The sequence below is a fragment of the Roseateles sp. P5_E8 genome (assembly GCF_054177665.1).
The window spans coordinates 22,240-28,551 of sequence record NZ_JBGCUM010000059.1 but is presented as its reverse complement, the minus strand read 5'-3'; the positions used below and the strand labels follow the sequence as shown (position 1 = coordinate 28,551).

Here is a 6,312-nt window from a genome sequence, read left to right as displayed (position 1 = left end):
TTGTTGACCTCGTCAACAGACCAACCAGTCAAGCCTGACGACCATAGCGACTTGGTCCCACTCCTTCCCATCCCGAACAGGACAGTGAAACGAGTCAGCGCCGATGATAGTGCGGATTCCCGTGTGAAAGTAGGTCATCGTCAGGCTAGTTATTAAAGCCAACCCCCACTAGCGAAAGCTAGTGGGGGTTTTGCTTTTAGGGCTGAAAAATAGTATCCCAGGATTCCTATAGCACCTTTGCCGCCGCTATTCGAATAGGCTTAGTTGCCTTTCAGGAAGCAGGTCCCAGCCCTTTACTACTCGATAACGGTATTTGGTACCGTCGAAAAGGCCTTCCACCAGCAATACTCTATCGATCAGCCACTCAATAGCCGGCTCGATCGGAATTGCTGCAAGTGGTGCTGGCGCGTTGTAGCTGATCGTGAGATGGCTGGTGTTATTGGAGTTGTCAACGATGCCTACTTTTTCCAGCGCGACTCGCACGGCCTTCAGCAGTTCGACAAAACCAGCTGGCGTTCCGGACGTCCTGACAGCCCAGTGAATGGGACCTTCTTGAGCTGCGCCGACGATTCGATTGAAGCGCATCCTCACCGCGTGTGCCGACAGCAGGTCGCCGGCGCGCAATAGCCGCTCTTCGCTGTCTCTACCGTTCCAAAAGCGATCGGACAGCGATTGATGCCAGTTCGCTGGATCAAACATTGCACTGCCCAACCGCGTGTAGAGCCCCGTACGAGCCAGCATGTCCAACAACGAGTCGCATACGGCGGCCGGTGGCATTGCCATGAGCAGATGTCGCGGTTTTGTCATTGCGTCTCCTTGCAGGTGCTGATGAAGAGCAAGTTGCACGCGTCAATACGACCAACGCTAGAGCTCAGTGCCGGCAAAAATATGGCCACTCCGCGGTGAACAACCCACCGAAGCGGGTTTCGAGCGCGGCCGGACAGCTCCGCTGGAAGTCACTCAGACGTTGAACAGGAAATGCAGCACGTCGCCATCCTTGACGACGTATTCCTTGCCTTCTGCGCGCATCTTGCCAGCGTCCTTGGCGCCCTGCTCGCCTCGGTGCTTGATGAAGTCGTCGTAGGCGATGGTCTGAGCGCGGATGTAGCCCTTCTCGAAGTCGGTGTGGATGACGCCGGCGGCCTGCGGGCCGGTGTCGCCGACGTGGATGGTCCAGGCGCGTACTTCCTTCACGCCGGCGGTGAAGTAGGTCTGCAGGCCCAGCAGCTTGAAGGCAGCGCGGATCAGGCGGTTCAGGCCGGGCTCGTCCTGGCCCATCTCGGCCAGGAACAGCGCACGGTCTTCGTCGGCCATGTCGGCCAGCTCGGCTTCGGTCTTGGCGCAGATGGCGACGACGGGCGCGTTCTGRCTGGCGGCGTACTCGCGCAGGCGGTCCAGAAAGGGGTTGTTCTCGAAGCCGTCCTCTGACACGTTACCGACGAACATCGCAGGCTTGGCGGTGATAAGGCACAGCGGCTTCAGGATGAAGAGCTCTTCCTTGCTGAAGTCGATGGAGCGTACGGGCTTCGCTTCGTTCAACGCCGCTTCGCACTTCTCCAGCACCTTGACCAGAGCGATCGCCTCCTTGTCGCCAGCGCGTGCCACCTTGTTGTAGCGGTGCAGGCTCTTGTCCACAGTGCCCAGATCGGCCAGGCAGAGCTCGGTCTGGATCACCTCGATGTCGGAGATCGGGTCGATGCGGCCGTTGACGTGGATGACGTTCGGGTCCTCGAAGCAGCGGACGACATTGACGATGGCGTCGGTCTCGCGGATGTGCGACAGGAACTTGTTGCCCAGGCCTTCGCCCTTGCTGGCGCCCGCCACCAGCCCGGCGATGTCGACGAACTCGACCACGGCCGGCAGCACGCGTTCCGGGCTGACGATCTCGGCCAGCGCCGCGAGGCGCGGGTCGGGCAGCTCGACGATGCCGACATTGGGCTCGATGGTGCAGAACGGATAGTTCTCGGCGGCGATGCCGGCTTTGGTCAGGGCGTTGAAAAGCGTGGACTTGCCGACATTAGGCAGACCCACGATGCCGCATTTGAGGCTCATGGCAAGGCTTCCGTTGGGGACAGGCAGCCGGCCGATGCCGGCGCCAAAGCGGGCGATTTTAGTCGGCCGGCGCGGTGCACCTGTGAGCGGGACCACAAGCACGATCCGGTCATACCCCCTGCCTACAATCGCCGCATGCAAAGCGTGGTGCAAAGTGTGGACGTGTTGGTGCGTGGGCGGGGCGCGGTGGGCAGCAGCCTGGCGCTCAGTCTGGCCGTCCAGGGCCTCAGCGTTGGGCTGACCGGCGCGCCCGAGACGCCGCGAGTGGACGATGTGCGGACTTATGCGCTGAACGCCGCCTCGGTGGCGTTGCTGACGGAGCTGAAGGTCTGGGACAGCTTGGCCGCAGATGCGGTCAGCCCCGTCTACGACATGATCGTCTGTGGCGACGCGGCCGATGGCCAGGCCGCCGGGCGGCTGAGCTTCTCGGCCTGGCAGCAGGGCCTGCGCGAGCTGGCGGTCATCGTCGATGCCGGCGCGCTGGACGCCCAACTGGCCACGGCACTGCGCTTCTCGCCGCATGTTCACAACGTCGCCGACACCACGCCCGCCGCGCTGACGGCGCTCTGCGAGGGCCGTGAATCGGCTGCGCGCGCGGCGCTGGGCGTCGAGTTCAAGCCGCGCGCCTACGGGCATCGGGCGCTCGCTGCGCGGCTGAGTGCGGATCGCCCGCATCAGGGCGTTGCGCGTCAATGGTTCCAGCCCGGTGGCGAGGTGTTGGCCCTGCTGCCCTTCGAGAAGCCGACACCCGGAGCGTCCTATGGCCTGGTCTGGTCCTGCGCCGAGTCGAGGGCCGAGCACCTGCAAGCCCTGTCGGCGCAAGACTTCGAACGCGAGCTGAACGCCGCCACGGGTAGCGCGGCCGGCGAACTCAAGCTCGGCAGCGAGCGCTCCAGCTGGCCCCTTGCGCTGGCCCGAGCCAACGCGGTCAGCGGCCCCGGCTGGGTCCTGCTGGGTGATGCGGCTCACGTCGTCCATCCGCTGGCCGGCCAGGGGCTCAACCTCGGCTTCGGTGACGTCGCCGCGTTGGCTCGAGTGCTGGCCGAACGCGAACCCTGGCGGCCACTTGGTGACGAGCGCCTGCTGCGCCGCTATGCCCGTGAGCGCCTGGCGCCCACCTTGGCCATGGGCGAGCTGACCGACGTGCTGCAGCGCCTGTTCGCCCACGGTTCGCCGGCCGCGCACGGCCTGCGCAACCGCGGCCTGGACGCACTCAATCAACTTACCCCCGTCAAGCGCTGGCTGACCCAGCGTGCCCTCGGGCTTTAACCTCTCACTGGTTCGCCGCGCATCGTGTTGTCTTCCCTAGTTCGCTTCCTGCCCGGCATCTTGCTCATCGCCGCCTGCCTGCCTGCCTTGGCCGACGAGCCCTTAGCCCCCAAAGCCCGGGTCGCGCCCAAGGCCAGCGTGCCCAAGGACGACGAGGCCAGCATTCGCAAGATCCTGGCCGAGCGCATGCCCAACGCGCCCAAGATCGATGCGGTGCGGCCGTCGCCCATGCCGGGGCTGTGGGAAGTCGTCATCGGCAACGAAGTCCGCTACACCGATCCCACCGGCAGCTTCCTCCTGGAAGGCGAACTCATCGACCTCAAGGGCAAGAAGAACCTGACCGAGGAACGGGTCAACCAGCTCAACCGCATCGATTTCGCGACGCTCCCTTTCAAGGACGCGGTGGTGTGGAAGAACGGCACCGGCAAGCGCCGCATCGCCGTCTTCGCCGATCCCAATTGCGGCTTCTGCAAGCGTTTCGAGGTTTCGCTGCAAGAACTCAAGGACGTGACGGTCTACACCTTCCTGCTGCCCATCCTGGGCGGCGATTCGCCGGAGAAGACGCGCGCGATCTGGTGTGCCAAGGACCGTTCGGGCGCCTGGCTGGGCTGGATGCTCAAGGGCGAGCAGCCGCCCAAGCCCGGAGCGACGTGCGACGACTCGGCCATCGAGCGCAACCTGGCCCTGTCGCGCAAGATCCACGTCAATGGCACGCCGGCCATCCTGCTGGAAGACGGCAACCGTATCCCGGGCGCCGTGGGTGCAGTCGAACTCGAGAAGCGCCTGCAGGCCCTGGCCGCACCGGCCAGGAAGTCCTGATGCCGATGAGCGCCGAACATCGCGAGCTGGCTCATCGCCTCGGCTACGCGGGCCTCATCCCTTTCGTGCTCGGCGGCCTGCTGATCTGGCTGATCGGTGACCGCGATCTCGACCAGCACGCCTTTGTCAGCCTGGCCATGTCGGCCTATGCCGGCCTGGTCATTGCCTTTCTCGGCGGCATCCATTGGGGCCTGTCGTTCGCGCGTGGCCTGCCCGGGCGGCAGCCGCTCGTCTGGGGCGTTTGCGCCGCGCTGCTGGGCTGGCTGGGCGTGCTGATGGCGCCCTATGCCGGCCTGGCCCTGCATGGCGGCGTGCTGATAGCCTGCTACGTCATCGACCGCCGCGTCTACCCGCAGCTCGGAGCCGCCGACTGGCTGACGCTGCGCTTCCGCCTCACGCTGGTGGGCGCGTTGAGCTGCTTTCTGGCCGCCGCAGGCAGCTGATGACGGGGCCTCGCTACCGGATCGAACTGGCCGATATCACGGCCCACCGCTACCGCGTCACGTTGACGCTGGCCAACCCGGCTGCGGAGCAGGATGTCAGCCTGCCGGTGTGGATACCGGGAAGCTACCTCGTGCGCGAGTTCGCCAAGCATCTGAGCGGCTTGAGCGCGCGACAGGGCAGCCGCGAGCTAGCCATTGAGCAGCTCGACAAGGCCAGCTGGCGCGTACGCTGCACGGGGCGTGCGGCCTTGACGCTGAGCTACGACGTCTACGCCTTCGACGCCTCGGTTCGCACCGCCTGGCTGGACAGCCAACGCGCCTTCTTCAACCCCAGCAGCCTGTGCCTGCGCGCGCATGGCCGCGAGGACGACGCGCAGCGCATCGAGCTCGCGCGCGTGCCCAAGGGCTGGCGCGTGGCGACCGAGATGGGCGAGCGCGACGGTGGCTTCGAGGCCGCTGGCTACGACGAACTGGTCGACCATCCCTTCGAGATCGGCCCGCATTGGCAGGGCGAGTTCACGGCCGCCGGTGTGCCGCATCGCATCGTCGTCGCGGGCGCCTGGCCCAGCTTTGACGGCGAGCGACTGCTGGCTGATGTGCAGCGCATCTGCGAGGCGCAGATCGCCTTCTGGAGTGATGGCAAAAACAGTGCGCCATTCCAGCGCTACAGCTTCCTGCTCTGGGCCGTGGACGATGGCCACGGCGGCTTGGAGCACCGCGCCAGCACCGCGCTGATCTGCGCGCGCCGCGAGCTGCCCACGGCCGCCGAGAGTGCCGCGCCGAGCGACGGCTACGCGCGGCTGTTGGGCCTGTTCAGCCACGAATACTTTCACGCCTGGAACGTGAAGCGGCTGCGCCCGGCCGAGTTCGAGACGTTCGACTACCAGCGCGAGAACTACACCGAGCTGCTGTGGTTCTTCGAGGGTTTCACCAGCTACTACGACGAGCTGTTCCTGCGCCGTGCGGGCCTCATCGACGCGCCGCGCTACCTCAAGTTGCTGGTGGCCTCGGTCAACGGTGTGCTGGCCGCGCCGGGCCGCCGCGTGCAGCCGCTGGCGCAGGCCAGCTTCGAGGCCTGGACCAAGTACTACCGGCCCGACGAGAACAGCCCCAACGCGACGAGCAACTACTACGCGCAGGGCGCGCTGGTGGCGCTGTGCCTGGACCTGAGCCTGCGCGCGCACAAGTCCAGCCTGGATGCGTTGATGCTGCAACTGTGGACGAGCAGCGAAGGCGGGCCAGTCAGCGAAGGCGACATCCTTGCAGCCGTGACGGCGCTAGGCGGCGACGACGTCGCGGCGCAATTGCACGGCTGGGTGCATGGCACCGACGAGCTGCCCCTGCGCGAGCTGCTGGCGACGCACGGTGTCGACTGGCGCGACGAAGGCCGTCAGAGCGTCGCCCAGCGCCTGGGCCTGCGTGCGCGTGAATCTGCGTTGACCGGCGTGCAGGTCAGCCATGTGTTGACCGGCGGCGCGGCGGAGGCTGCGGGCATCAGCGCACGCGACGAGATCCTGGGCTGCAACGGCTGGCGGTTGCGCCGGTTGGATGACGCGTTAGGCCTGCTGACGGCGGGCGACACGCGCCTGCGGCTGCTCATCAGCCGCGACCAGCGCCTCGTCGAGCTGGAAGCAGAGCTGCCGCCCGCACGGCCCGCGTCCGTCGCCCTGACATTGGCCGACGGCGCGCAGGCCCCCCGGCGCCGCTGGCTCGGCGCCTAGAGCCAGCC

6 protein-coding genes and 1 rRNA gene are annotated in these 6,312 nt (G+C 66.2%); 5 read left to right on the top strand and 2 right to left on the bottom strand.

The window, feature by feature from the left end; all coding sequences use genetic code 11:
- Positions 1 to 33 precede the first annotated feature (33 nt).
- Positions 34 to 146: ribosomal RNA gene (gene rrf, locus ACXRVZ_RS23550) — 5S ribosomal RNA — on the top strand.
- A gap of 100 nt (positions 147 to 246) precedes the next feature.
- Here rrf and ACXRVZ_RS23545 read toward each other — a convergent pair.
- Together ACXRVZ_RS23545 and ychF are read right to left on the bottom strand one after the other, a co-directional pair.
- A complete protein-coding gene (locus ACXRVZ_RS23545) occupies positions 247 to 807 on the bottom strand; it encodes a hypothetical protein (protein ID WP_457427133.1) in 561 nt (186 codons plus the stop codon).
- A 153-nt stretch (positions 808 to 960) separates the two neighbouring features.
- Positions 961 to 2,052, bottom strand: coding sequence for a redox-regulated ATPase YchF (gene ychF / locus ACXRVZ_RS23540; RefSeq protein WP_458232886.1), 1,092 nt, complete (start codon positions 2,050 to 2,052; stop codon positions 961 to 963).
- A 135-nt stretch (positions 2,053 to 2,187) separates the two neighbouring features.
- On the opposite strand from ychF, the gene ACXRVZ_RS23535 reads away from it, so the two are divergent.
- Genes ACXRVZ_RS23535 through ACXRVZ_RS23520 form a run of 4 tightly spaced genes read left to right on the top strand, consistent with a single transcriptional unit; the run spans position 2,188 to position 6,304 of the window.
- Entirely contained in the window at positions 2,188 to 3,321 is a 1,134-nt protein-coding gene (locus ACXRVZ_RS23535) for an FAD-dependent monooxygenase (RefSeq protein WP_457427129.1), read from the top strand.
- A gap of 27 nt (positions 3,322 to 3,348) precedes the next feature.
- On the top strand, positions 3,349 to 4,140 hold the full coding sequence (locus tag ACXRVZ_RS23530) for a DsbC family protein (protein ID WP_457427127.1): 792 nt from the start codon (positions 3,349 to 3,351) through the stop codon (positions 4,138 to 4,140).
- Complete coding sequence (locus ACXRVZ_RS23525) at positions 4,140 to 4,583, top strand: DUF3429 domain-containing protein (protein ID WP_458232885.1); 444 nt, start codon at positions 4,140 to 4,142, stop codon at positions 4,581 to 4,583. Before ACXRVZ_RS23530 ends, ACXRVZ_RS23525 begins: the two co-directional genes overlap by 1 nt.
- Positions 4,583 to 6,304, top strand: coding sequence for a M61 family metallopeptidase (locus tag ACXRVZ_RS23520; RefSeq protein WP_457427123.1), 1,722 nt, complete (start codon positions 4,583 to 4,585; stop codon positions 6,302 to 6,304). The genes ACXRVZ_RS23525 and ACXRVZ_RS23520 overlap by 1 nt, the downstream gene beginning before the upstream one ends.
- The last annotated feature ends 8 nt before the right edge of the window (positions 6,305 to 6,312 follow it).

Coding starts and splice junctions, on each gene's coding strand:
- ACXRVZ_RS23535 (WP_457427129.1), top strand. CDS start 2,188: ATGCAAAGCGTGGTGCAAAGTGTGGACGTGTTGGTGCGTGGGCGGGGC.
- ACXRVZ_RS23525 (WP_458232885.1), top strand. CDS start 4,140: ATGCCGATGAGCGCCGAACATCGCGAGCTGGCTCATCGCCTCGGCTAC.
- ACXRVZ_RS23520 (WP_457427123.1), top strand. CDS start 4,583: ATGACGGGGCCTCGCTACCGGATCGAACTGGCCGATATCACGGCCCAC.
- ACXRVZ_RS23545 (WP_457427133.1), bottom strand. CDS start 807: ATGACAAAACCGCGACATCTGCTCATGGCAATGCCACCGGCCGCCGTA.